At 39.4% G+C, this 25,196-nt stretch carries 19 protein-coding genes; 3 read left to right on the top strand and 16 right to left on the bottom strand.

Translation table 11 applies throughout. The features are described 5' to 3' along the window. Positions 1-1,077: 1,077 nt before the first annotated feature. The 12 genes from PMAN_RS00525 to PMAN_RS00470 all read right to left on the bottom strand — a co-directional run bounded on the left by PMAN_RS00525 (position 1,078) and on the right by PMAN_RS00470 (position 15,703). The gene (locus tag PMAN_RS00525; protein ID WP_168371050.1) at positions 1,078-1,947 is read right to left on the bottom strand and encodes a hypothetical protein; all 870 of its coding nucleotides are present in this window, start codon (positions 1,945-1,947) and stop codon (positions 1,078-1,080) included. 394 nt (positions 1,948-2,341) lie between these two features. Continuing rightward, a complete protein-coding gene (locus tag PMAN_RS00520) occupies positions 2,342-2,470 on the bottom strand; it encodes a hypothetical protein (protein WP_010555547.1) in 129 nt (42 codons plus the stop codon). A gap of 90 nt (positions 2,471-2,560) precedes the next feature. After that, positions 2,561-4,099, bottom strand: a complete 1,539-nt coding sequence (locus tag PMAN_RS00515; RefSeq protein WP_010555546.1) for an SNIPE associated domain-containing protein — start codon at positions 4,097-4,099, stop codon at positions 2,561-2,563. Positions 4,100-4,462: 363 nt separating this feature from the next. Beyond that, the gene (locus PMAN_RS00510; protein ID WP_010555545.1) at positions 4,463-5,344 is read right to left on the bottom strand and encodes an NAD-dependent epimerase/dehydratase family protein; all 882 of its coding nucleotides are present in this window, start codon (positions 5,342-5,344) and stop codon (positions 4,463-4,465) included. 268 nt (positions 5,345-5,612) lie between these two features. Continuing rightward, positions 5,613-6,773, bottom strand: coding sequence for an IS30 family transposase (locus PMAN_RS00505; RefSeq protein WP_138529284.1), 1,161 nt, complete (start codon positions 6,771-6,773; stop codon positions 5,613-5,615). A gap of 284 nt (positions 6,774-7,057) precedes the next feature. Then, entirely contained in the window at positions 7,058-7,642 is a 585-nt protein-coding gene (locus PMAN_RS00500; RefSeq protein ID WP_010557951.1) for a recombinase family protein, read from the bottom strand. A gap of 256 nt (positions 7,643-7,898) precedes the next feature. Next, entirely contained in the window at positions 7,899-8,297 is a 399-nt protein-coding gene (locus tag PMAN_RS00495) for a hypothetical protein (protein WP_010557952.1), read from the bottom strand. Positions 8,298-8,299: 2 nt separating this feature from the next. Further along, positions 8,300-10,561 (bottom strand): integrase, encoded by a 2,262-nt coding sequence (locus tag PMAN_RS00490; RefSeq protein WP_010557953.1) that lies wholly within the window; start codon positions 10,559-10,561, stop codon positions 8,300-8,302. Next, positions 10,554-12,128 carry a site-specific integrase gene (locus PMAN_RS00485; RefSeq protein ID WP_010557954.1) on the bottom strand — a complete coding sequence of 525 codons (1,575 nt, stop codon included), beginning with the start codon at positions 12,126-12,128 and terminating at the stop codon, positions 10,554-10,556. Before PMAN_RS00485 ends, PMAN_RS00490 begins: the two co-directional genes overlap by 8 nt. A gap of 18 nt (positions 12,129-12,146) precedes the next feature. Next, a complete protein-coding gene (locus PMAN_RS00480; protein ID WP_010557955.1) occupies positions 12,147-13,451 on the bottom strand; it encodes a tyrosine-type recombinase/integrase in 1,305 nt (434 codons plus the stop codon). Between the two features lie 162 nt (positions 13,452-13,613). Continuing rightward, on the bottom strand, positions 13,614-14,315 hold the full coding sequence (ssb, locus tag PMAN_RS00475) for a single-stranded DNA-binding protein (protein ID WP_010557956.1): 702 nt from the start codon (positions 14,313-14,315) through the stop codon (positions 13,614-13,616). 20 nt (positions 14,316-14,335) lie between these two features. Further along, positions 14,336-15,703 carry an MFS transporter gene (locus tag PMAN_RS00470; protein WP_010557957.1) on the bottom strand — a complete coding sequence of 456 codons (1,368 nt, stop codon included), beginning with the start codon at positions 15,701-15,703 and terminating at the stop codon, positions 14,336-14,338. 161 nt (positions 15,704-15,864) lie between these two features. On the opposite strand from PMAN_RS00470, the gene uvrA reads away from it, so the two are divergent. Then, on the top strand, positions 15,865-18,684 hold the full coding sequence (uvrA, locus tag PMAN_RS00465; protein WP_010557958.1) for an excinuclease ABC subunit UvrA: 2,820 nt from the start codon (positions 15,865-15,867) through the stop codon (positions 18,682-18,684). Positions 18,685-18,765: 81 nt separating this feature from the next. Here the strand turns inward: uvrA and PMAN_RS00460 are convergent, their stop codons facing one another. Continuing rightward, positions 18,766-20,910, bottom strand: a complete 2,145-nt coding sequence (locus PMAN_RS00460; RefSeq protein WP_033035611.1) for a winged helix-turn-helix domain-containing protein — start codon at positions 20,908-20,910, stop codon at positions 18,766-18,768. 281 nt (positions 20,911-21,191) lie between these two features. Here PMAN_RS00460 and PMAN_RS00455 point away from each other — a divergent pair, with 281 nt between their 5' ends. Both PMAN_RS00455 and PMAN_RS00450 read left to right on the top strand, forming a co-directional pair. Then, positions 21,192-21,557: a hypothetical protein gene (locus PMAN_RS00455; RefSeq protein WP_010557961.1), complete on the top strand. Its 366-nt coding sequence runs from the start codon at positions 21,192-21,194 to the stop codon at positions 21,555-21,557. A 36-nt stretch (positions 21,558-21,593) separates the two neighbouring features. Beyond that, on the top strand, positions 21,594-22,514 hold the full coding sequence (locus PMAN_RS00450) for a TraB/GumN family protein (protein ID WP_010557962.1): 921 nt from the start codon (positions 21,594-21,596) through the stop codon (positions 22,512-22,514). 113 nt (positions 22,515-22,627) lie between these two features. On the opposite strand, the gene trpS is transcribed toward PMAN_RS00450, so the two are convergent. The 3 genes from trpS to rpe are packed head-to-tail and all read right to left on the bottom strand — an operon-like array spanning position 22,628 to position 25,012. Further along, the gene (gene trpS, locus PMAN_RS00445) at positions 22,628-23,632 is read right to left on the bottom strand and encodes a tryptophan--tRNA ligase (protein WP_006793110.1); all 1,005 of its coding nucleotides are present in this window, start codon (positions 23,630-23,632) and stop codon (positions 22,628-22,630) included. A 31-nt stretch (positions 23,633-23,663) separates the two neighbouring features. After that, positions 23,664-24,329, bottom strand: coding sequence for a phosphoglycolate phosphatase (locus PMAN_RS00440; RefSeq protein ID WP_010557963.1), 666 nt, complete (start codon positions 24,327-24,329; stop codon positions 23,664-23,666). Next, positions 24,329-25,012 (bottom strand): ribulose-phosphate 3-epimerase, encoded by a 684-nt coding sequence (gene rpe / locus PMAN_RS00435; RefSeq protein WP_010557964.1) that lies wholly within the window; start codon positions 25,010-25,012, stop codon positions 24,329-24,331. The genes PMAN_RS00440 and rpe overlap by 1 nt, the downstream gene beginning before the upstream one ends. Positions 25,013-25,196 lie beyond the last annotated feature (184 nt).

The following is a 25,196-nucleotide window of genomic DNA, read 5'->3' as shown; positions in this document are numbered from 1 at the left end:
AACTTTAAATATAAAACAGTACTTAAGCTAATTACCATTATTAGCAACACGAGAAAATTGGCTAACATTGATGGAGTGAAAGACATAAAAAAGCCGCTTAATAGCGGCTTTCTATAATTTATTTCAACATTCTTTCTTTGGTTAAAACGGTTTCTTTTACTTGAGAGTAAATTTATTTTTGTAAAGAATTTACATTGACCATATTATATATGGCGATAGATTAAATATCAACCTAAAAATAAAGATAAGTGTAATGTTTTTTGTAATTTTTATGACATCTAAACAGTGATATATACCACCTTAAGTAAGCACTTATTATTGAAATTACCTTTTCAGAAAAGTTCATCTTCATTAGGGGGCGCTTAATACTTGTTTTATCACCATCACCACGGTCCGTTAGTAAAAGTTAATCAAAGGTACAAGCAATACATAAATAACAAAACACACAGAGTATCTTGGGATTAATGTAGTCAAATACTGTAATGAAGCCTTGTTTGCGATCAGGATAAAGCCTTAATCCGGTTAAATACTGTAATGAAGCCTTGCTTGCGATCAGGATGAAGCCTTAATCCGGTTGAATACTGAAATAAAGCCTTGTTTGCGATCAGGATGAAGCCTTAATCCGGTTGAATACTGAAATAAAGCCTTGTTTGCGATCAGGATGAAGCCTTAATCCGGTTGAATACTGAAATAAAGCCTTGTTTGCGATCAGGATGAAGCCTTAATCCGGTTGAATACTGAAATAAAGCCTTGTTTGCGATCAGGATGAAGCCTTAATCCGTTGAATACTGAAATAAAGCCTTGTTTGCGATCAGTATGAAGCCTTAATACGGTTGAATACTGAGATGAAGCCTTGTTCGTGATCAGAGTGAAGCCTTGATTGGTTTGGAATATTAAAGTGAAGTCATAGCTTAGATAGCAAGTTCAAATAAATTGTAGTAGCTCATATCTGATCTAGAAGTTTCGATGAATATGTTTGGACTTTATCTGACATGCAGCTATGAGCGAGAAGCAGACGGTCGAGTAAACTCGTTTTTGGACAAAAGCACGTTAGAGTATTTATTCGACAGCGTTTTGTTATGTGCCGTCTCCACCTATTAATAAATTGTTTTTATCATATTTGCTGGCATTGTTAACCAACTCTTTAAAACGCTCATCTGTAACACTGATATCTGCATAATTTTCCTCATCTATTATTTGAAATTGATGTCCGACCCTTTCAACAGAATGAAGATGACCAACCTTTACGCAATTAGGTAATACTACTTCTTTGACAAATGGTACGTCTTCAAATGACTCTCTTACGTAACAAGCCCCCATAGTGCCGGCAATGTACCACGGCTGGGCTCCAAAACCCGAAAACTGCTGTCTTATGATTTTTTTTAACAACAAAATACTATTTAAAGCGGTCTCTTTGTAATTTTCATCCGTTTCAGGATTAAAATGAATAGAGTGATTTCTAACAGTTTTTAACTCTCTAAAGGTCGCGACTGCTTCAGGTAGTAAGACATCCCATGATTCCAAAGTATTGATAGCTAAATCCCAGTTATCAAAAGAATTCTTTCTGTACACTTTTTGGTATTCAGGAGTAGCTTTGAAATATTCTCTTAGTTTCAGAACCAAGTGATTTAGTATCCTTTCTCCTAAAGAAGACGCACCAGTGAGTGCAGGATAATAAGCCCCGAAAGAGTAGGCATTAGCAATCTGTTTCATAAACTGGTTATGAAACGCTATTAAAGATGGTTGATCTGAGTCTATATCTGAAAAGTCCTGAATCTTTCGAAAGCAATTTATTGCACCAAATTCAGCAATGATTTCCTCTTTAATTTTTCGCTTATTATCGAGCCAATTGTCCTTGACGCTCGTTTCCCAATCGTCCGATATTTTTTGATTGAGAACAGCTGCTCTTCCATCAAACTGAAAACGAATGACTTTGTATCGTTTCAACCTAGACTCCTTGGCACATGACAATTTCATAGTGAGCGCGCCACTCATCTTTCTGCCAATGTCACGCTTATGTATTAATAGATCTATTTTTAACAAATAACGTAATGCATTGCCAACTTTAATATTTTTATTGACGCTAAAGAGATCTAGAAAAAAGAAAGTGTGCTCGTCGCTCATTTTCTTGAATATAGGAGTACATCAATTAAACTGTGTATTTATACAGTTTTTATATTAGTGATGACTTAAAAGTTAGTGGAATATCAGATTTATGGAGTAGAGCCAATATCATTAGATGAATAATATTCTAGCTGATCGCTCAAAGCCGACCTCTAAAACATTCACGTTAAATAATTTTTTGGGGCAAAGGCAGCTTGGGGTTGCTGCCTATATTAAATTAACAATCCGTTTCTCTGGATATCTTAATTGCATCTTCAATTTCAATTCGAGTGCGAATACGCCAGATTTCTTCAAGTTTGAAAGGACGTTTCACGCCAGTCACATTATAATTTAAATGTGGTTTCATAGTGACCTCCTTCTAAAAAGTCACTATAAGAATAGTCAGCTAGTTTTGGCAGCTAAAGTTTGGGCAGACGCGTGTTTGAACCTTCAAAAATTATATAGTTTCTGGTAGCTCATTTATCACTGTAACGGACTCTTTATCATCTTTACGTTGAGCGCGTATTGCTTCCGACTCTCTATACTCTCGGGCTTCGGCGGTTTCAATAAATTCTGCGTCATCGCATATTCTACTAACTGCACTCTGGATCTCTGGTAAAGTTACTTCAAAAAATTCTTTGCGATAATTAACAAGGTTTACTCGTTTATCATCAAACAACCTGTGTAGTTCTTTTTCAAGACCTGGTGCATCTTTGGAAAAGATCATCGCGTGAACATCAAATAAGAATGGTACGCTGGCATCACCTAATTCTCTTACCCTATCAAGGGGTTCCAAACGCCTTGTCATTCCGATCTTGTATACACCTTTACCAAATGAGCCTATGTTTGAAATAACGTAAACGTGACCTTGTTTAGTTTGCTCTGCCATTGACTTTGCGCGTTCAGACAAATTATGTGCATTTTCAAGATCATTTTTAAGGCGAGCAATTTCGTTATTGAGGCTATCAAGCTTGTCTCCCGTTGCTTTTTCCGCACTCCTTAGTGCTTTGTTGAGTAATTTCTGGTAATTTTCTTCTTCCTTCTGAGCTTTCTCCGCTTCTTGCTTGAGCCTTGCCTCTTCACGCATTTGGCGTTTAATCTCTGCCTGTTCTTCTTTCTCTTGCTGTCTTTTGTCTTTATATTCGTGAGTTAGTCTCAATTCATTGAGTTTAAGTTCTAAATACTCGTTGCTGATAAGGGTATTGTTGGTTTCATTAAGCTTGTTAATAGACATAAATGCCTTAGTTATGCGGGACTCCATCCGAGTTACATTATTCCAACTAACATTAGCCAACGCCGCATCACATTCGTTATTGAACGCTTTTGTTGTTAGCTTTATGTTTCGGTTAGTCATGGTTTTACCTTTGGTCTTGCTACCTTCAACTACCCATTCAGTGTGACATGCAACAGCCCGTTTATCGGCTAGCATTTGTTTCTGCATAGCTCTTATTTTTTCAATCTCTTTTTTATATCGTTCTGACGTGTCAAACGAAAAATGGGGTTTATAGAATCCCAGCTCCGCTAGTTCTATGGCTTCGTCATATATCGCAACTTGTTGCAACAATTTATCTAAATAAACTTTTTTACTTGCGTACTCACGACTTAGTTCAGCCGTTTTTTCGTTTTGCTGCCTTGTTAAAGTTTTGCGATCGAACTCAAATTTTTCTCTTTGCTCTCGAGTTTGCTGATTTAATGATTCTAGTTCTGACTGCGCCTCTGAAACTGCATTATTAATGTCAAGAATAGGTAAGTATTGCTGGCGGAGGTTTTGATGCTCATTATTAAGGATTCTATGTTCACTATTGAGCTGATCATACAGTCCTTTGTATTCGATATACTTTTCGTTGGCTTTAATATAATTGTCTTGCGAATCTTTTTGTTCGTCCTGTAGATTTTTTATTCTTCGCTTACGTCCCCTAAGGACTACTAAACAAACTAAAGTTGAAACAGATAAACATAAAATGCAAATCAGTAAATATTCGACAGGTATCTCCACAACATCGTCCTTAATCTGAAATAATGGCGTTTCAATCTATCGTAAATGAGATATGAATTCTACAGAGCAACCCAAAGGTTTATTTCTGCTGTTGGTTTTAGAGCATTTACGTTAACGCATTTTGGGGCAAAGGCGAGTTATGTTAATAACTCACCTATGGACAAAAACTCGTTAAAGACGAAGGGACAGCTCTGTGCCAGTTGCGGACCTTCAAGGTGTGAATCTGTAACTCTGTTGGGTGACGCCTTCGGCTTAACCAACCTACCTTTTGACGTTACTGTACGGGGTAGGTCGGATAAGTGGCGAAGCCACGCCATCCGACAAAAATGATGAGTTTACTAGAAACAGCCCGACTTACCGCGTTTAGCTTCGTTTTAAAATTGGCAATACTTCTGCTGTTTCAGAATCTAACATTTCCAAAACGCTTTCAAAATCATGTATAGGTGACCAACCTAATTTCTCACGTGCGGACGATGAATCATATACGCGATCTAAGCATTGAGGTAATTCCCAATTTCTTTGTTTAAATGCTAGCGCGATTTCTGGGCACTTACGCTTGATGACAGATCCAGCTTCAGTATATAAAGCTTCGCAATCAGAAAGATGAAAAGGTGTTGTACCTGAAATTATAAAACGATTAAAACCGTTTAAACGTTTTTCCACAGCACATAAATGAGCACTTGCTACATCTCGAGCATCAATACCACGAGTCAGACGAAATACCGCCATTAAATCCGCAGCCTCAGGAAAACATCTCGACATTTGCAGCACAGTCACTGGAAGCTGAAACAGGTTTGAAATTTCTTTTAGCTTAGTTTCAGCATCAATTTTACTTTTATGGTAAATCGACTTAGGTTGCGGAGTAACCTCCTCATTAATCCAACCTGAAATACCTTTCGGAGTCGAAGCATAACCGTACAACGCAGTTGTACTGGTAAAAACAAAGTGCTTAATACCTGCTTTTAAGCCAGACAAAGCCAGTTTCTCAGTCGCGTCTACGTTGATAGATTTAAACTCAGAATCAGGCACTAAACCAACATGAGGAGCATGAAGAGCCGCTGTATGAATGATGACATCAATATTTTCAAGAACCCCATCAATCAGAGCACTATCACGAATATCACCAATGTAATCGGCTGTTGAACAAGGTGTTTTATCAATACCGACTACGTTATGTGTTCGCATTAATTTAATATAGATCGCACGCCCTACTCTACCCGCAGAGCCTGTTACCAATATTCTCATTTACAGCACCTTCTTAATGATTTACCTCAAAGCAGCTAACAATTTAATAGTGTGCAAATAGCGTATTTATTTGCTATTGCTAGCTCATCTCTACATAGTTTTAACAAATTACCTAAGATATTACTAAGTTTTCTAAAGTTTTTATGTAAAGTTAAATGAAACAATATACGCGCGCCGCTCATTTCCTCCAATTAATGAGCAAACAACATTGACCAATCTGTTAGCTATTATATTTAGTCAATCGCAATGACTGGTTTTCGCTGTGAGTTCAACCACTCGATGCAACACACTGATTAAATCGCTCCGCAGGTGTTTCGTATTCTAGTGTTTTCCGCGGTCTCTCATTAAGTTGTCTGGCAACTTGGTTTAATCTTATCTGAGAATGCTCATTTAAGTTAGTTCCTTTTGGAAAATATTGTCTTAATAACCTATTTGTATTTTCATTGGAGCCGCGTTGCCAAGGTGATTGTGGATCGCAGAAATATACTTGAATATCTGTAGCTAGAGTAAAGTCTTTATGATTTGTAAGCTCACATCCTCTGTCCCAAGTTAATGATTTATAAAGCTCTGCTGGCAACTTATTAGCTTGTTTAATCAACGCTTCGATTACTGGCTTTGTTTTATTACTAGGTACTTTCACTAACATTACATACCTAGAGTGCCGCTCAACTAGAGTCGCGATAAAACTGTTTCCTGAGCCTTGGATCAAGTCTCCCTCCCAGTGGCCTGGAACAGCTCTGTCTTCAACATTTGATGGCCTTTCACTAATTGGTACAGCGTCAACTATCTTTCCTAACCCTTTACCTTTAAGAGTGGCGTGTTTTGATTTCCTGACTACCCGCTGCGTCCTTAAGTGTTTTTGTAGCTCTTTTTTTAAGGCGCCGCGGGTTTGTATATATAGGGTTTTATATATTGTTTCGTGCGACACATTCAAATCCTCATTATTGGGGTATCTCCGCCTAAGCCAACCAGAGATTTGCTGAGGTGACCATGCAGATTCCATCTTTTGAGCAATGATTAAACATAATTCTTTGTTGCCATACAGCTTACAAGGCTTAGGGCGTTTGGCATTTTCCCAGGCAACTTTGTCAGCTTTACTCGCTCGATATTTTTTAATCCCGCCGTGGCGGTTTACTTCACGGCAAATAGTGGAAGGTGAGCGATTAAGGTATCTCGCTATTTCTCGAAGTGACTTACTTGCTGCTAACCCTCGTGAAATGTCTTCTCGCTCTGCAAGAGTTAGTGTTGTTGGTGAGCGTTTGGGCTCAAGCGGCCGAACACCACCTGTTTTATGGATAATACCTAATATAGATGAATGGTATCGATCAAATAGCCTTGCTATATCATGCGCACTATCACCGCGCTGATATCGATCCCAAATTAACCTTCTTTGTTCTGCATTATAATAAATACGCTTTCTCTGTTTCATGTAAACGCTCCTTTAACTAATAATAAGGATAGCGTTGCATTCACCAGTTGAACTCACAGCTCTTTGCCGAAGTTCGGCTTAGTGCTATCAGTAGTAACTCATTTCTGCCCCAAATCGTGTTTAGGCGAATGCTTCAGGGCATGAAGAGGACGTTGGGGAAAGTTAAACCTAGTCCTGTTTTTTGAATAGAACCTTAATCTATGTCATTAATCCAAGCAATTGCTATTAATTTATGAAGCTAAGCGACTTTACCCTAAAACTTCACTGCTTAAGAGTTGTTCAGCTCACTTTTCAAATAGTGATCGTTCTTGTGGCGGAGGTGCTGTGCTCAATGATTTATTTAGTGTTGGCCGGCTTACACCGAAATGCTCTGCCACTTCGCTTTTTGTGACGGTAGGGTCAAGCAGCATTGCTTGTGCTTTTTTTATATCCGAAGGTTTTAACTTAACGCGTCGCCCACCTTTTCGCCCTCTGGCTCGCGCTGCATCTAAACCAGCTTTGGTTCTTTCCGAAATTAAGCGACGTTCAAATTGTGCGATAGAACCAATCATATGGAACGCTAACTCACCAACCGCAGTTGTGGTGTCGATATTCTCATTGAGGCTAATAAAGCTAACCTGCTGCGATTTAAAGCCATCTAACAACTCAATCAGATCTTTTAGACTACGCCCGAGTCGGTCGAGACGCTGCACCACAACAATATCGCCACTTCTCAGTGAATCGATCATACGCTCTAGTTCAGGCCGTTGTTTTGACTTACCACTAAACTTCTCGCTAAATATGCGCTCACACCCAGCATCGTTTAGTGCATCTAATTGAGCATTATCAGACTGTTCATCTGTGCTAACTCTTGCATATCCAAATTTCACAACAACCTCGTTATAAACGTACGTTTAATTTACATAGATTACTTTACGAGTTGTTTTACACAAAAGCAAGGTGATTTATAACGTATATATGATGCAATAGAATCGTAAAGAAAACGACCGTTTTATTTTCTTTATTAGTTGCTATGAAAATATTTTGCGAAAGGGCATACCACTTTGTCTTTAATTAAACGAGGAGAACTAGATATCGTCATGAAACTAATTAGAGATGGAATAAAAAGAAAAAACCGCTGCCAGTCTATTTTTCTGGGAGCGGCCGATTAAGTTGATCTTGCTTCATTCCGTGAATATGAGCGTTGTATTGCCAAACGAGAAACTGTTCCAGCAAGTTTTTATTTTCCCGTTCTAACCGAGCATTCTTTCGATTTAGTGTTTCAATCTCTTTTGCTGCGGCGGCTAAAGAACTGGGTAACACTTTGCCTCCTCGTTTCTTTTTACCTCTGAGGTGGAGTTTTAAATCGTCAAATGCGCCTTTTATACGATCATGACTTTGCAATGTCTGCCGAGTGTGGCTGATACCTAAATCATCATCCAGAGCAATGCAAAGCCTTTCCCAAGTCACTTTCTTACTGAGATCCCACTCGTCAAGGTATTCAACAATCGCCTCTATATCACTGTCAGTTAAATGCTTTGCCATAATTAAAAATCCTCCAAGACAAAGTCGTTATAGTTTAAGTCATCATCGTCATTTGGCACAACGATGCCGGTTGGTGCTAGTAGCTGATTTATAGAAACAAATTCTACTGGGGCTGGATTATCAGCAATTTTGTCTTTACGGAGGTGATTCTCAATCTTAGGTAGTCTTTTGCGGCCGTTAGCCTCTAATGCTCTGTCTAAATGTGTCACGTTCTCAGCGTCAGCTAGCTTGATCATGTCGCCATCTTTAACATCATCGCTTGTTAACCATGCTATGAGGCTCTCGCAACGCTTTATAGTGGTTAACCTACGTTGATACCACTGCTCTGCACCTTTCACTCCATCATTAACTGCTTTTTCGTCACCACGCAGCAATAATCTTTCCTTCTTTAGCTTTTCTTGAATCCGCTTAAGCCTATCCTCATTCCCTTTAGTACAAACTAGCTCATTACAATTTAAGCAATCTCGATGCTTCATGCACGGTTCATCGATATATGAATGTTTGCATTCACCGTATTCAGTGATGTGAACAGCAAGGCTTGCACGAGTATTATGCTCTTGCAGAGAACGCATATTGCCTTTCGCTATTTGGATTTTAAACAGGCTTCTAACGTCATTATTTACCAATTCATCTTTAGACTCGTGCTCTAGCCAATCATGATTGTACTCTTGTTCATCCGTATGGTCGTAATAGCGATTATGTTTTGGGTCAGCTCTACCCGCCCATTTAGACCTTAAGGTATCGCTCATACCGTTAACAGATGCCAAGGTATCAAGCAGATGTCGAGGTTGATGACTTCTTAACTCCAATCCATTGTATCCATGGCGAGCGAATACTGAAAGATTACCATCAGCGATTTTATCCGTTGATCGGTTTTTTTTTATGGATGGCTTTAGATCCTCATTTAAAGTCGTAATATTGGGTATCCAAAGCTCCGTGTATATAGTGCCTTTAGATACACTGAATTGGTTAGCAAAACCCGCATAGAGTGCGTCTGACCATTTGAGTTTAACCTTTCCTTTCTTAAATGGTATGTACGGCCATCCTACTGGTAGCCTTGCCCTCACAATTTTATTTAGGTCTCTTAATGAAACTACATAGTCAGCTCTTTCTATACCAACTTTAGTAAGGAGCTGATTGCCAGATGTTCTCGCTTGTTTCTGAGTTAGTAGAGATGTGTCCAGGCCAAGTGCAGCGACTGCTTGTGCTTTAGTAAGTAACTTGTCTTCATCGACTCTTGGACAAAGAGGATGACGAGGAAAGTCATCCGACTCTTCAAGCATTTTTGCGAACTCTCTTGCTTGTTTTGACTGCTTCTTCAACCTCTTTATGGCCGCTTTAATAACAGGGTTCATAACATCTGGCACCCATTTGTTTTCGTAGCCATAGCCTTTTCCTGAAAACCATCGTATGCCTATTTGCTCTTCAACAGGTTGCTCTTCGTCATTTTCGGCCAACAAAAGCTCTGATCCATCACCTTGCTTTAATGCCTTTTCAGAATCGCGCTCAGCGTCACTCTGCGGATTTTTAATAATATGGACATCAAGACAATCAGACTTAAGATAAAGGGGCTCTGAACCTCTTTCTGGAGCGCACATCATCAAGCTAAATGTAGATGATGTGAATATATCCCTTGAGGTAAGCTCTGAGTCTTTTTTAGCGAAGATTGATGCCATCGCCATTATCGAGTTTTCGTCAGGCATTTTGCTCTCTCGGTACTCTTGGCCAACGTCGCCCGTAAGGTCTTTTTTGTCTTTTGGTTTAGAAAAGGGATTTTTCCACTCAAAAGGCTTTATCATTTTGTGATCAATTAAAAATTTGCGCATGAAGTTTAACTTCATTCCCGCTTGATATGCAGCGCCCTCCTTCATGTTTGCTTTTGCTTCTTGTGCTGCCTGATCGAAATCTAGGGGAAGTAATTTAGAAATTACGACTTGTTCACCACGCTTTAAGACTGCTGCTTCCAATGCTCTTATTGCATAGAAATGCGCATAAATCGATGTTCCACGTTTTATCGCTTGATATTTTATGTAAGCCTTTGCAAACCTGATGATTGAGTCATCAAGCCGAGTAGATTTATCTTTTTTGCGACTATTGACACCCATTTTAGTGAAGTTACCGAGACCTTCCCAGTAATGAGAACTGTAATCCATTTTAGCATTTGGGTTTGGTGTGTCTTCAACTTCGCTGATGAAGTCTTCAACATTCTTCTCAAGCTCAATCTCATGCTTAGGGGTGAATAGTAATATGTTGATATCAGACATCTTTCTTTTTCTCCTCTTCACAAGCTTTCATTACTTGCGCAACAGCCAAGATGGCGCTGTCATTAATTTGCACTACTTTTGCGTCATTAAGTGTTTCGGATAACCTATTGCGTTCTTCAAGCAACCATTGAAGCACTTCATTATGTGGCGCATCTTTCCAAGGTAGAAATTTAGGGCAGAGATAACAAGCTATAGGGGCATAGTCGGTACAAACGCTTCTTGAACCACAACTACCGACATCACACCCTTTATCGGCACAGGGAATACGAGTAGCATCAGGATTAACCTTAAAGGCATCTTCCTCATCTTTAACAATCTCGCCTCTGAATGCACTTGCATAGCGAGCCAACGGATTATTCATAATGCTTGATATTTGCTGGCCTAACTCAGGTGAATTAGCAACGTATACTCCAACATGCTCGGTATCTGAGTGATCTAAGAGTTCCGCAATAGTTACAGCACCGGCCTTCGCCTCCGCCGCTCTTGTGCCACCAGTGTATCGGAAGCGATATGCGGTAGTTTTCAAAGGCTTGCCGGTACGCTCAGATATGACCTCAAGTTTATCAACTATCGCTTGCAATTCTCTTGTTAATTCATATGTCGTCAAGTGCGGGATTTCAGTTTTTAGATAATCGATTACGTTATTAGCATTTTGATTGCGCAGGTCATTTATCAACCTGTGGTTAGAAAACATCGGCAACTCTTTCGCCTCTTCCTCACTGAATTTTCGACCTAACTTGGCTTCAGCCTCTTTAATCGAACTTTGGATATGTCTAGTTAGTACTAAACCAATACTTTCAACTAGCACAAATGCTTTTGACTGCTGGCGAAATTTACTTCCCCCGCCCTTTGAGCGAGGTATGTTAAGTTTAAAGATTGTCTGCTTTGTGACCAGGATATTTGAGTTGGCTATGAGATCCTTCACTTTTAGTTGCTTTAAGTTTGCCGGTCTTCTAAATGTTGCTAAAAACAACTTTACAATCGAATACTCTCTATCAGTAATTGTGTGGTCAGCATATTTAAAGTCCAACGCTGCTTGGATTGCTCTAAACTCTAATTCGCTATATGGTCCCTCTACTGGGTCTTGACTTGATACTGGCACCCCTTTCTCACGCCCTTTCAATATCCAAGTGTTGAATTCTTTCATAAATTCATCGGGCACATAAAAATCCAAATAAACCATTTTTCGCAAAAAAGTACGTAAAACGGAGATGCTTTGCTCTCTGGAGCCTTTAGGAGTCAACATCTTGTATGCCATTAAACCTGCTAACGTAAAGCCCTTTTCATGCTTCAAAAAACGCTTCAATTCACTTATATGCTGGGTGACATACTTAGCGGAACAAGTTATTGCAAAGTGTGCCAGCGTTTTAATGATGCTTTCTTGATATTCTTGAGGGTATGATCCAACGAAGCCAACATATGCATTAGTCTCTGAATCCAGCACCCACTTGCGATCACTAGTATCAAACTCGAAACCAGCAGACGAAATTTGAATTCTATTGTCTGAATCACTTTTGAAATACTGGCTAGTGTCAGCATTAGCGTAACTTTCATGTTGTTTATTCATAGTGCTCTCCATACTGCTCTAAAAAGGCAGATCTTCGTCATACTCAATACTTTCCTTCATTGCGAAGTCAGCATCTTGCATATTCAGCGCAAGCGTCATAGCTCGCTTTGCGTTGTGTCGCGAGGCGTACACAAGTGACATTGACGAACCTTGTCGCCAGCCCATGAGTTGGCAGCGGTCAGCCTCTGATTTATCTTCATTTGTTGTCCCTGCGGCGATCGCTTTATCCATTGCTTCACTGAAACGGTCGTTCCAAGTATGGCGGAGGCGGTGTGGATGTACATGAAAGCCCAATGTCTCGCTTAGTTGTGCGAATATTTTTTCGGCTGCACTTATCGATAAGGGGTTTAATTTACCTTTCCGTACACGATGAGAAACAAACAAAAATTCATTGGTAGCAACATTCTGTAAGTTTGCTCTATGTTCGTTGATGTAATAATCAAGGATCTTTTGGAGCTTTGGTGACAATGCTAGGCTCCTTCCATTGGTTTTAACCCTTGGTTGGTTGGCACGCGAGTCATTAATGTCATCAGCATTGCGCCTGATCACAACGTATCGTTTTTCTTTTTTAAAGATCAGGTCTTGAATCTTCACGTTGAGACATTCGCCTAGTCGCACACCCAGTGCCCACATAAACATACACATTGCATAGTTGCGAACCTTAATACTTTCGTCATTCCAAGGGTTATCAGAATACTCCGGGCGAATACGGTCAAGGAAAATTGCGATTTCATCAGCGGTTAATGACTTGTAGGTAGCGGCTTCAAGCATCTCTCCATAGGTTGGTCCCTCATTTTTTTGAGGTCGTAGTTCAGTGAAGTAAAATTCAGTCCTCGTCTCTGTATAGGGGTGATGATATTTTTCAAGCCAACTAACGTAACGTGAGAAAACACTGATTCGGTTGTACTTGGTTTGCCAATGGACCTTGTCTTCTTTTTTTTCTGCAACGATTGAATACCTAGCTGTTTCCAACATCCTAGGCTTCGCCACTTTAAGCTTTACAACATTTTTGTTTGTTGCTTTAAGTTTTGCTTTCGTTGCTTCACGAGTGATCCCTGCGAAATAGACAATCCTCTGTATTTCTTCATGAGTGAGAAACTCCGCTTTAGCGGTTCTTGTTTCAACATCAATTTCTAAACCGTTACACATCTCTAAAAAAAAAGAAATATGCTCTAACGCTTTTTGACATGAAGAAGCTGCTTGTCCATCGTTTCTATAAATCGTGGTGACAAATAGATTCGGATGTTCAAGTGGCATACCCTCATCATTCAAAAGAATTGAATATCTTTCACCTGTTTTACCAACAAATAATTTTGTTTTCATAACGCTCCATACCTTACACAATTCTAAGTAAGCGTAAACCTTTAAATAGAGTATAAAAAAAGTTTACAAAAAAATACTACTTTAATGTAAACTCTCTTTTAAGTATTACGCTATTAAAGGGCTATAGAGTGATACTTTACAAAAACATGTCTTAAGTAAAAGTCAAAACGGAATGTCGTCGTCAAAATCTATTGTTGGTTCCATTGGATTTGATGCGCCGCCTTGTGGTGCATTTTGAGGCTTAGGTGCAAAACCACCTTGCTGCTGTGGTGCACTATTTTGCTGTGGAGCAAAACCACCGCCTTGTGGCTGATACTGGTTATTTTGCTGTGGTGCAGGCGCCGATTGAGGCTGTGCAGCAGGTGCAGCTTGCTGCTGTGGTGCATAACTACCTTGCTGGTTTTGATTATTTTGTGAATAACCGCCTTGTTGATTACCTTGATTACCTTGATAACCACTGTTTTGCTGGCCACCTTGATTGCCTTGGTAACCGCCACCACTTTGCTGGTCTCCACCGCGAGCACCTAGCATTTGCATTTGACCTGTAAAGCCATCAACAACGATTTCTGTGGTATATTTTTCTTGGCCTTGTTGATCAGTCCATTTACGTGTTTGAAGTTTACCTTCTACGTATATTTGTGAACCTTTACGACAATATTCGCCCACAATTTCAGCCAGTTTCCCAAAAAATACAACACGGTGCCATTCAGTTTTATCAACCATTTGGCCAGTGTTTTTATCTTTATAGCTGTCTGAAGTTGCTAAGGTAATATTTGCTACACCGTTACCGTTAGGCATGTAACGAACTTCAGGATCTTGCCCTAAATTACCAACCAAAATTACTTTGTTCACACCGCGTGCCATGAAACCATCTCCTATAAACGTTAGATTAAACCAGCGACTTTTCGCGCTTGGTCTAGGTCAAATTCTTTATCATTAATCTTTAAGTAGCTACGGCTTTCGTCGCGTACTACTGTTGCTTCTATTACACCGGGTAAAGCAACTAACTGAGAAGCCAGTGTTTGGGCATGCTCCTCAGTACTTAATTTGGTCATTAAACTAATAACTTTACTTTTGGGTGGTACTTCCATTTTCCACGCAACAACAAGCCATATTAACCCAACAAGTGCCGCTGCCGCAAACACAGCTTGCGTACTTATTGTTTGTGCTACGTAACCACCTAAAATACCACCTAAAAAAGCCCCTAAAAACTGGCTAGACGAGTACCCGCCCATGGCTGACCCTTTTTGGCTAGCAGGCGCTAAGCGCGATACAAGCGCGGGCATTGTTGCTTCTAAAAAGTTAAACGCAACAAAATAAAGCAACATACATATTGCAATTCCTACCACACTATTAATCCATACTGACATGGCAAGCATGCTGACTGTTAACAGCGCTACAGAACTTATAAATGCTTGCTTTTCTTTTTCTTTTTTTATGGCCACAATCATAATGGGCACCATTAATAGAAATGCTAAAAGCAAGACTGGAATATACAAATACCAATGTTGTTCTGCCGCTAGGCCTTCTTTTATTAGCTGGCTGGGTAACACAACAAAAATGGTTGTTAATGTTAAATGCAACAGTAATACACCGGCATTTAAGCGTGCTAACTGCGGGTGTTTAATCAGTTTTTTAATATCGCTAAAGCTTGCAAGCGTGTCGCCTTTGGGGGCTTTATTAACCGCTTTGGGCACTAAAAACGTAATAATAAAAATACCACATACCGCAAGTATTGCTGTTAGCCAAAAAACGCCAGCAACACCCCACGACGCGGCAACAATAGGCCCTAATAACATAGCAAAAGCAAAGCTCATGCCTATGCTCATACCTATAACCGCCATTACTTTGGGTCGCTGTTCGTCTCGGCTTAAGTCGCTGGCAAATGCAAGCAAAGCACTAGCAATAGCGCCCATGCCTTGTAAGGCACGCCCCACAGTTACCATTTGGATAGATTCAGCTAATGCGGCTATGACTGAGCCAATAGCAAACACAACTAAGCCACCAATAATAACTTTTTTACGGCCTATTTTGTCTGACAAACGGCCCATAGGTATTTGCAACACAGCCTGCGTTAGGCCATACGCACCAATAGCAAAGCCAATCCAAATAGGTGAAAAACCGTCAAGCGACTGGCCATAAATCGCTAATACCGGCATCAGCATAAATAAGCCGAGCATTCTAAATGCAAACACACTCGCTAGCGATACAGCGGCGCGCTTTTCTCGTGAATTAAGTGAAGATGCAGTCATTATCAGCTAAATCTTACGATGTGAAAAAATTAGGCAAGGATTCTACCACAAGCTTGGCAATAATTAATCGCTTAAAGCTAAGGATTTTTCATGATCAAGGATTAATATTGCAGCGTATTATGAGATACTCAGTAAATAATTTTGGTAATTAACGAGATAGCATGGAAAACATTGAAGTCCGAGGCGCCCGTACGCACAACTTAAAAGACATCAGCCTAACCATCCCACGTGATAAATTAATTGTTATCACAGGCCTATCTGGTTCGGGAAAGTCATCACTTGCATTTGATACTTTATACGCTGAAGGGCAACGCCGGTATGTTGAATCACTTTCTGCTTATGCAAGACAGTTTTTATCCTTGATGGAAAAACCCGATGTTGATCATATTGAGGGACTGTCTCCTGCAATTTCAATAGAACAAAAATCAACTTCGCATAATCCGCGCTCTACCGTAGGTACCATTACCGAAATATACGATTACTTACGTTTAATGTTTGCTCGTGTGGGCGAACCTCGTTGCCCTACACATGATTTACCTTTAGCCGCACAAACAATTAGCCAAATGGTTGATACCGTTTTAGCGCTGCCAGAGGGCACTAAACTGATGCTTTTAGCTCCAGTGGTTAAAGACCGTAAAGGTGAGCACGTTAAATTACTTGAGCAGCTTGCAAGCCAAGGTTATATCCGTGCCCGAATAGATGGCGAAGTGTGCGACTTATCAGATCCGCCAACTCTTGAACTTCATAAAAAACATACTATTGAAGTGGTTGTTGACCGCTTTAAGGTAAAAGACGGTCAACAGCAGCGTTTAGCTGAGTCGTTTGAAACAGCACTTGAAATGTCGGGCGGCGTAGCAAATGTAGCTTACATGGACGACAGCAGTATTGAAGAAATGCTGTTTTCAGCCAACTTTGCCTGCCCTACCTGTGGCTATGCAATGACCGAATTAGAACCGCGTTTATTTTCGTTTAATAACCCTGCCGGTGCGTGTCAAAGTTGTGATGGTTTAGGCGTACGCCAGTACTTTGATCCTAACCGCGTAGTGCATAACCCAGAGTTAAGCTTAGCCGGAGGTGCTATAAAAGGGTGGGATAAACGCAGCTTTTACTACTTCCAAATGCTTCAAGCCGTAGCAGAACATTATAAATTTGATTTAGACGTACCGTTTGAAAAGCTGGCTAAAGATTCTCAAAAAATTATTTTAGAAGGTTCAGGCAGTACAAAAATAGCCTTCAACTACCGTAACGACAGAGGCGATTTAATCACACGCAACCACGAGTTTGAAGGCGTGTTAAATAACATGAACCGTCGCTATCGCGAAACTGAGTCAAACTCGGTACGTGAAGAGCTCGCTAAATATCAAACCAGCCAAGCCTGCCCTAGCTGTAAGGGTTCACGTTTACGCCAAGAAGCACGCCACGTATTTATTGGCCAAACTAACTTACCTGCTATTACTACCATGAGTATTGGCGAAGCGATGGATTTTTTCGAGAGCTTATCGTTAAGTGGCCAAAGAGCACAAATAGCAGAAAAAATTCTTAAAGAAATTCGCGACCGTTTATCGTTTTTAATCAATGTTGGCCTTAATTACTTATCGCTTGAGCGCAGTGCCGATACCCTCTCTGGTGGTGAAGCGCAGCGAATTCGTTTAGCCAGCCAAATTGGTGCGGGTCTTGTTGGTGTTATGTATGTATTAGACGAACCATCAATTGGTTTACACCAGCGAGATAACGACCGTCTATTACAAACATTGGTGCATTTACGCGACTTAGGTAACACCGTTATCGTTGTTGAACATGATGAAGATGCCATTCGCGCCGCCGATCATATTATTGATATTGGCCCAGGTGCGGGTGTGCACGGCGGACATATTATCGCACAAGGTACACGCGACGATATTTTAGCAACCAAAGACTCAGTAACTGGCCAGTTTTTATCAGGCGTGCGAAAAATAGAAGTACCAAAAGAGCGTAACCCAACCGGCGATAAATGGCTTGAGCTATTTGGCGCAACAGGTAACAACCTTAAAAATGTCGATTTAAAAATTCCATTTGGGTTAATGACCTGTATAACAGGGGTGTCGGGCTCTGGTAAATCAACACTTATAAACGATACGCTATTCAAACTAGCGCATACTGAATTAAACGGCGCAACCACAGCAGAAGCTGCACCGTATAAATCAATTAGTGGTCTTGATCATTTTGATAAAGTAATTGATATTGACCAAAGCCCTATTGGCCGTACACCACGCTCAAACCCTGCTACCTATACCGGTATTTTTACGGGTATTCGTGAGTTATTTGCGGGTACACAAGAGTCACGCTCTCGTGGATATAAAGTGGGTCGCTTTAGTTTTAACGTTAAAGGTGGACGCTGTGAAGCCTGCCAAGGTGATGGCGTAATTAAGGTAGAAATGCACTTTTTACCTGATGTATATGTCCCCTGTGATGTATGTAAAGGGGCACGCTACAACCGCGAAACTCTAGAAGTACAATACAAGGGTAAAAACATTCACCAAGTACTCGAAATGACCGTTGAAGACGCGCATGACTACTTTGATAAAATACCTGCAATAGCCCGTAAGCTTAAAACGCTAATGGACGTTGGTTTATCGTATGTTCGCTTAGGACAAGCAGCTACTACGCTCTCTGGCGGTGAAGCTCAGCGTGTAAAGCTTGCCCGTGAGCTTTCTAAACGCGATACAGGTAAAACACTGTACATACTTGATGAGCCCACAACCGGCTTACATTTTGCCGACATTGAACAACTGCTTGTTGTATTACATCGCCTGCGCGATCACGGTAACACCATCGTAGTTATTGAGCATAACTTAGATGTGGTTAAAACTGCAGACTGGGTGGTTGATTTAGGCCCTGAAGGTGGCGCTGGCGGCGGTGAGATACTTATTGCAGGTACGCCTGAAGAAGTAGCCGAATGTGAACGCTCGCACACAGGTCATTACCTAAAGCCATTGCTTTAATACCAATAAAAAAACACCAAGTAATTTAACTACTTGGTGTTTTTTATATTTAGCTCCCAACTGCTAGTCCTTGATAAATTTTTATTCATCCCAACTAATTTGTATAATTTGCATATCTTTGTATTTAGCACCCGTAAATAAAATTTCGTTATCTGAACTCACCTCAAAGGTTATAGGCCGAAAGTCCACGTGTGTATCTTGCATGGTACCCTCTTTTAAATTGAGCCTAGCAATTCTTGAAATAGAATCTGAGTAATAAAAATAGTCTTTGCTTACTCCATATACATTCGCCTTTCTGGCATTTTTAGGTAATGCCCAGCTTTGCTTATCTGCGAGACGAATTAACTGATCAAGTGTTATTGCGTAAGCATTCCCTTCACTATCTGAAATGAGCTTATTGGCTTTAATGTCTTCAATTACGCGAGTATCTCGGGTTAGCAAGTTCAACTCAACGACTCTATTTTTTGAATCAAGCTGCTCAATATAAATAATACTTTCGTTATTTTTTGACCAAATATAACTCTCTATTTTACGCCCACTTAACATCTCTAACGGGTAGAATTTTTGCGTACTTAGGTCATAAAGTGAAAAGCGCTTATTTTTTATTAATAATATACGCCTCTTATTAGGAGATACTTTTAACCCTCTTAATTTATAGGTAGAGGAGTCATCGTCGTAATTAAAAAAACTAAGTTGCTTAGTTAGCCCATTTTGAGCAATCCATAATTGGCTGCTACCAGAGCGCTCTGATACAAAAACATGCGCTGGCCCTGCTTTATTTATTACTTCAACAATACTGTAGTCGTCATTATCACTTTTATACAAAGGTTCATAAGCTGGATTGTCGCCAAAGGTATCTGTTGCTTTAATTAATGAAAATGCTTGTGTTTTATTTGCTGAATAAAACAGACTATTAGCAGACTGAACTGCAATATAATAAGGTGAAATTGCGGGGGTAACATTCAGAGTATGTTTAATTATATTATTTTCATTAAACGTAATGCTTGAAAGATCAGAGTCTTCAAACACAATAACGCCTTGATCATTTGAAAGCCAATCGAACGCGAAACTGATGGCTCTTCTCTTTGCCTTAAATAATCGCTTAGTCTCACGTGTGTTAAAGTCGTAACTAAATACAGAAAATGGCTGGCCTTTTTGGCTTAGTATGTACGCTATTTTATTACCCGAATGAGATAAACGCGGCATTATTACACCATACATTACACCTGGCGGAGGAATAACAATCGACTCCTTTTGTAATTCTAAATCAAATTTGTATAACCCTGAGCCATCTTGCTCATTTTTGTATTCGGTATAATAAACATACTCACCATTTTGATCTAATTGCGCATAACCTGTGTATCTGAGGTCACATTTTTTTATAAGTTTAGCGTCTCCAATAATAGGAAACTGGCTTAAATCAACTAATACCATTTCGCATTGCTGCTGTTTTAAGTTTGTCGCTTGTAATAGCACAGCATGTTGATTTAGCTGCCACGATAAAATAGATACCTGAAAACCAGGGTATGTAATTTCTACTTCTCGCTGATCAGAAAGTCGCTTAACAAATGCACGATTAAAATCCTGTTCAGGTTCAACATTGGTATAAGCTAAATAGTGTTTATCTGAAGATAGCTCGGGATGAACCTCACTACCTATATTCCACGTACTCGCAACCTTATTTACCGTAACTTGTTTAACTACATCACCAGCGCCTTCACTTGTATAAAACAGTACCAACCACACAATAGAGCAAATACAGGTGATGACTAATAACGTATAAGCCAAAAGCGTTTTGATGTTCTTTTCTGGAACCGGTTTTGAAATAGTTGCAGCAGTAAAATCATCACTATTTGTTGTTTCAGTAGCCGAATCAGATATTGAGTTTACAGGCTTTTCAGTAACGCTTTCTCGTGTTAACTGTTCAGGTATTACCGTAAGGCTATATCCTTTACGGTAATGCGTTTTTAAAAGCGGTGCTTTTTCAGTTGGATGAGCAAGCTGTTTTCTTAGCTCTGAGATAGCTCGGTTAATCGCGTTATCGTCAACAAAGCTTTGCTGCCACACACTTTCGATTAGCGCTTGGCGGGAAACTATTTGTTGAGGCTTATTTACAAAGTGCAGTAATAACTTTACTAAAAGTGGATCTAATTCCCTTTCTAAGTTATTTGAAGTAATCACACAGCGATTACTTATAAATTGCCAAGGTCCGATTTGATAATTCATAGTCTTTAGGTATTTTTATTTTTATAAACCGTACCACATCAACTCATTATTGTGTATAAAAAGCATTTAAAACCTTATATCAACAATATAAGGTTTTACGCTAACCCACTAAATTAAAACAATTAAATACGATTAAAACCTTATCTATTAATTGCTCATAACTAGATAAGCGACTCTCAGTAAATTCAGCGATATTCTTTAAACCGTCATCAACAAGCAGCTTACTAAAAATCATTTGCGATTCTAAATTAGCTGCAATTAAAAATATAAAAGGTTTAATTATGAACAGCACAATGAAAAAAGGTCTATCTACTTTACTACTAGTAACTGCTTTTAATACTACATCAGCCTTCGCAGTTGATACGAAAGAACACATATTTAAAAAGAGCGTTGAGCAGTGTGTAATTGGTGAACATACAGAAACAAACAAACCAACTAACAAAAAGCAGCAAAAAACTAACACAGTAAATGCAACTGAGTCTTTAAAAACTCATGTCGATACGCAAACACTACTCTCTTCAATAGATGAAAAAATAGCAGCTGAACTTGATTCTTCAATGGACAAAATAAACTCACAAATAGATAAAAACCTTTCAAAGGTCACATCGTCAATCACTGCTTATTTCAGCAATATTTTATCTAACTAAAAACAATAAATTTAGAAATTACATTAAGGAATCATCATGAAAAATTTTACAAAAAAATTAGTGTCTGCCAGCATTTTACTTGGTTGTAGCTTGGTAGCAAATACAGCAGATGCACAAAGTTCAGTATGGCAAGTAAGCAAAGGGAATGACTCGTTATTTATTGGCGGTACTGTACATATTTTGCCTAAAGCTGAAATGCCATTACCTGTTGAGTTTAATCATGCTTATGAACAAGCCGATACAATTGTTTTTGAAGCGCCAGTACCAGACCCAGCTGATACTCATGCTCAAATGCAAATGCTTGGCGCGCTTTCATATACAAATAATGAAACGTTAAGCGAAAAGTTAGAGCCTGAGGTTAAGGCTTCACTCGAAAATAAGCTTAGCGAGTTTGGCGCTAACCTAGAAAAGTTAGATGGTTTTCGCCCAGCCATGGTGAGTATCGTTTTAATGTCGATGGAACTGCAAAAACAAAACTTAATAGGTGAAGGTGTTGATGCTTACTATGAGAAAAAAGCGACTAAAGACAACAAAACAAAAAACTACTTAGAAACAATGGAGTTTCAGTTAGCGTTATTTAAAACAATGGGTCAAGGTAACGAAAATGACTTTATTAAACGTAATCTAGCCGATCTTAATAACTATAATGATATGTTTAAAGGATTATTAACTGCATGGCGAGAAGGTGATACCGACACACTAAATAAGGTAGCGGTTGAAAAAATGCAGAAAAATGACCCAAACAGCTACAAGCAGCTATTCAAAGATAGAAATAATAATTGGTTACCAAAAGTAGAGGCAATGTTTAATAACGATAGTAATGAGTTTGTACTTGTTGGAGCTGGACACCTTGTAGGCGAAGATAGCTTGCTTACATTACTTGAAAATAAAGGCTACAGCGTTTCATTAGTGAGCATTAATAACGCACAAGAAATTACTGCAAAAGGAGCCGAATAATGGATAAAACAGACAAATTAGCAGTATCCCTGCTGTTTTTATTTGGGTCTATCATGTTGATATGTGCAATATAAAAAATGCCGCTAATAAGCGGCATTTTTATTTCAATAAACCTACCCGCGTGGAATAAACCCTAATGCATCATATACCGATTTAAGCGTTTTCTCGGCACGTACACTGGCTTTTTCAGCTCCAGATTTCATTATATTATCAAGTAAATTTTGATCTTCTCTAATTTCTTTAAAGCGAGCTTGAATTGGTTCAATCATGCTTACTACTGCATCGGCTGTATCTTTTTTAAGGTGACCGTACATTTTCCCTTCAAACTCTGGCACTAAGTCTTCTATTGAGCGCTTAGTCGCTACGCTTAATAAAGTAAGTAAGTTAGATACACCTGGCTTTTCAGTTCGGTCAAAGTAAATACGCGCTTGCTCGTCTGAATCGGTCACTGCTTTTTTAAGCTTTTTCTCAATCTTTTTAGGCTCATCTAATAGCATAATGTAGCCGTTTGGATTTTCGTCAGACTTTGACATTTTCTTGAGTGGGTCTTGTAGACTCATTACACGCGCACCAAACTCTGGAATGTAAGGCTCTGGCAGTTTAAAAACGTCACCGTATAAGTTATTAAAGCGTGTCGCTATGTCACGCGTTAGCTCTAAGTGTTGTTTTTGATCTTCGCCTACTGGTACCTGATCGGCTTGATAAAGTAAAATATCGGCCGCTTGTAAAACTGGGTACGAAAATAAGCCCACGTTTACATTGTTAGCATGCTTTGACGACTTATCTTTAAACTGGGTCATGCGGTTAAGTTCACCCATTTGTGCGTAACAATTAAGTACCCACGCTAACTGTGCGTGCTCAGGCACTTGAGACTGAACAAATAACGCTGACTTTTCAGGGTCGATACCACATGCAGCATACAATGCAACGCCATCTAGTACACGAGAGCGTAATAATTCTGGCTCTTGACGAACGGTGATAGCATGCAAGTCAACCAACATAAAGAAACTTTCGTGATCTTCCTGTAACTTTAGCCACTGGTTAATAGCGCCAACATAGTTGCCTATTGTCATACCACCGGTTGGCTGAATGCCGCTTAAAACTACTGGTTTACTCATGATTTTCCTTTATTTACTTAATTATTAATATTTAACGCTGTGTTAGGACAGGTATTATATCTAAGAAGTTATCGCATAGGTACTGTGGATTATAATCAGCAAGGTTTTCACCTTGATTATAGCCATAGCCTACTGCAATTACATCAATACCCGCCGCTTTTGCAGCAAGTATATCGCTTTTAGAATCGCCAATCATTATTGCTTTAGAGGCCTCAATATTTAGCCTTTTACACGCAAACAATAATGGCTCAGGTGACGGTTTTTTTGCCATATCATCGCCACAAATAATAAGCTCAAAATGATTGGTAAGTGCTAACTTATCAAGAAGTTTTTCAGTAAAAATTCGAGACTTATTAGTTATCAATGCTTTTTTCATACCACGTAAAGCAGCAAGCCCTGTTTCAACATGTTGGTATAACACGCTGTATTGGCCTACCTGTTGTTCATAATGCTTATGAAACTGTGCAATAGCTTTATTAGTTAGCGATTCATCTAAATGCTCACTAACCTGCATATCACCACTCAGTGCCCGCTTTACCAACATATCTATACCATTACCAACCCAGCTTTCGACCAAACGCTGGCTTACAATAGGAAATGCCAAGTCGCTTAATGTTAAGTTAATCGAAATATAGAGGTCGTATACACTATCGACTAGTGTGCCATCCAAATCAAAAAATGCCGCATCGTACTGCATTATTTTACGCTCTCAAGTTGCTTACGCATCTGATCAATAACCACTTTGTAGTCTGGCTGATTAAAAATAGCAGAGCCTGCTACAAACATATCTGCACCGGCTTGAGCTGCTGCAGCGATATTATCAACCTTAATACCACCGTCCACTTCAAGTCGAATATCTCGACCTGACTCAACAATTCGTTGCTTTGCCTGCGCTAACTTTTTAAGTGTATGAGGAATAAAGCTCTGCCCACCAAATCCGGGGTTAACAGACATGAGTAAAATGGTATCTAGCTTATCAATTACATGATCTAAATAGCTTAAACTGGTCGCTGGGTTAAATACTAAGCCAGCTTTACAGCCATGATCTTTGATTAATTGAATCGTGCGATCAATATGCTCACTCGCCTCTGGGTGAAAAGTAATTATTGAAGCCCCCGCCTCTGCAAATTGTGGAATGATGCTATCAACAGGCTTAACCATTAAATGCACATCAATTGGCGCGGTGATACCGTAGTCCCTTAGTGCTTTACACACCATAGGTCCAATCGTTAAATTAGGTACATAGTGATTATCCATTACATCAAAATGCACTACATCTGCACCTGCGGCTAAAACGCTATCAACATCTTCACCAAGCTTTGCAAAATCAGCTGAAAGAATTGATGGGGCAATTAAGTATTTTTGTTCTGGGCTAAACATAGCAGATTCACCAATGAGTAAAATATTACGTTAATGTAACTCAATTGATGACGTTACCCAAGCAACTAAGGCGTAAACCTGCTGTTTTTAAAGTGGTTACGTGATTATTTTTACATTTAATTAATCGTCTTTATTAGAAAAAAGTTTGTTATTTGAACAGTTTTTGTTATGCTTAAAAAAGTAA

The sequence above is a fragment of the Pseudoalteromonas marina genome, assembly GCF_000238335.3.
In the GTDB taxonomy this organism is placed as follows: Bacteria; Pseudomonadota; Gammaproteobacteria; order Enterobacterales; family Alteromonadaceae; genus Pseudoalteromonas; species Pseudoalteromonas marina.
The sequence above is the reverse complement of the archived record's forward strand: the minus strand, read 5'-3'. Positions and strand labels throughout refer to the sequence as shown.